The following is a 1,406-nucleotide window of genomic DNA, read 5'->3' on the forward strand; positions in this document are numbered from 1 at the left end:
TCACTCACCCTGCCCACCCCGGTCCACTGCCGTACGGACCCGGGCGCACTCCGCGTCTACCTGCCCCGCCACCGCCCCGGCCGCCGCGCGGCCCATCGTCAGGGCCAGCCTCCGGACTTCGGCCCAGCTCATGCGCACGGCCTTGCGGCGGCCGGGGCGGTGGCGGGGCAGGTAGACGCGGAGTGCGCCCGGGTCCGTACGGCAGTGGACCGGGGTGGGCAGGGTGAGTGATTCGCCGTCGACGCCCACCGGGACGACCGGGGCATCTGCGTCCACCACGACCTCCGTGCCGTCCAGCGACACCAGTCCGGAGGACCGGCGGCCCCGCAGGATCCCCGCGGCCTGCACGGCGTTGGTGACGTCCACGACCAGCACGCCGAGGGTGCCGCCGTCCATCCGGGCGCGCCGGCCCAGGCCGGACAGGTCCCCGGGGACGTACGGGTTGTTGCTGATCAGCAGGGCCTGTGCCGGTCCTACGGTCGTGCCGTGGACCGTCGCGGTCAGCCGCGGGCCGTTCTGGTGGCTGAGCAGGTCCGGCAGGGTGCGCAGGACCGTGCGGAGCTTGTCGTCGCGGTAGGCCGGGCTCTGGACGACCGCCGCGTACGCGCCGAACGAGGCGTTGTTGACGAAGACCCGGTCACCGATGTGCCCGAGGTCCACGTGCGCCTCCACCGGATCGGTCAGGGCTTCGAGGGAGGTCGCCGGATCGTCCCGGTCGAGGCCGAGGTCGAGGGCGAAGTGGTTGCGGGTGCCGGCCGGGATCACCAGGAAGGGGATCCCGCGCTCCGCCGCGACGCCCGCGACCAGTGCCTGGGTCCCGTCGCCGCCGGCGACGCCCACGAGGTCGGCGCCGCGGTCGATGGCCTCGCGGGCCAGGGCCGCGACGTCCTGCGGGTGCTCCGGGTCGAGCAGGGCGACGTCCGCGCCCAGGGCCTCGGCCTTCTCGCGGAGCCGGAAGGTGCCCACCTTCCCGCCGCCGGACCGCGGGTTCATGATCAGGTACGGGCGGCGGGGCGGTACGGCCCGGCGGACCGACAGGGCGCCCGGGCTGACGTCCGCGAGCGCCGACCTCCCGGCGCCGAGCGCCAGCAGCCACAGCGCCACGGCGCAGAGCACCACCCACAGCAGCCCGGCGGAGACGTACGCGGCGACGAGGGTCGCGGGCGCCAGTACGGCGACGACCACGCCGAGCCAGCGCACCAGGCCCCGGTGCGCCACCAGCCACCAACCGCCGGCGGCCGTGACGGCCGCGCCGAGCAGGCCCACCGCCACCAGGGCGATGCTGCGGAAGCCGGCGAAGAGCACCATGACGACCAGGGCGGCGGCGCCCGACAGCAGGGCAGCGCGTGCCTTCCAGCACGTGTTCACGCGGAGACCTCCCGTCCCCAGCCCCCTGCTTCCTCTCC

1 protein-coding gene is annotated in these 1,406 nt (G+C 75.5%); it reads right to left on the bottom strand.

Going from position 1 to position 1,406, the window contains the following annotated elements; translation table 11 throughout:
- Complete coding sequence (locus EF918_RS35730; RefSeq protein WP_312847897.1) at window positions 1-1,368, bottom strand: diacylglycerol kinase family protein; 1,368 nt, start codon at window positions 1,366-1,368, stop codon at window positions 1-3.
- Window positions 1,369-1,406: the final 38 nt, after the last annotated feature.

Origin of the sequence: Streptomyces sp. WAC06614 (genome assembly GCF_003949795.1) — a bacterium.
Classification (GTDB): Bacteria; Actinomycetota; Actinomycetes; order Streptomycetales; family Streptomycetaceae; genus Streptomyces.